Origin of the sequence: Paraburkholderia sp. SIMBA_027, assembly GCF_046535315.1 — a bacterium.
Classification (GTDB): Bacteria; Pseudomonadota; Gammaproteobacteria; order Burkholderiales; family Burkholderiaceae; genus Paraburkholderia; species Paraburkholderia tropica.
On record NZ_JAWRWY010000263.1, the window covers coordinates 1 to 326 of the forward strand.

Annotated in this window: 1 protein-coding gene; it reads right to left on the bottom strand. The window is 58.9% G+C overall.

Annotated features, from left to right (window positions below):
* The coding region (locus tag SB764_RS39030) for a cation:dicarboxylate symporter family transporter (protein ID WP_410866615.1) at positions 1-294 on the bottom strand (294 nt) is incomplete at its 3' end.
* Positions 295-326: the final 32 nt, after the last annotated feature.

Sequence of the window (326 nt, forward strand, 5' to 3'; positions counted from 1 at the left end):
GACGAGGAAGTAGATCATCGCCTTGCCGGCAACGCGTCCGACCTTTTTCAGATCGGACATTCCGGCAATGCCGGTCGCGACCGTCAGGAAAATAACCGGGGCGATGATCATCTTCACGAGCTTGATGAAGGCATCGCCGAGCGGCTTCAGCGCCGTACCGGTATCCGGATAGAAGTGGCCGAGCAGGATGCCGGCGACAATGGCGGCGATCACCTGTACGTAAAGATGCCGGTAGAACGGCAGAGGCGCACGCGGCTGCGTGTCTTGGTGTGCAATGTCCATGATATCCTCCATGAAGCCCCAACCAAGGATTTGGCTCTCCCGGG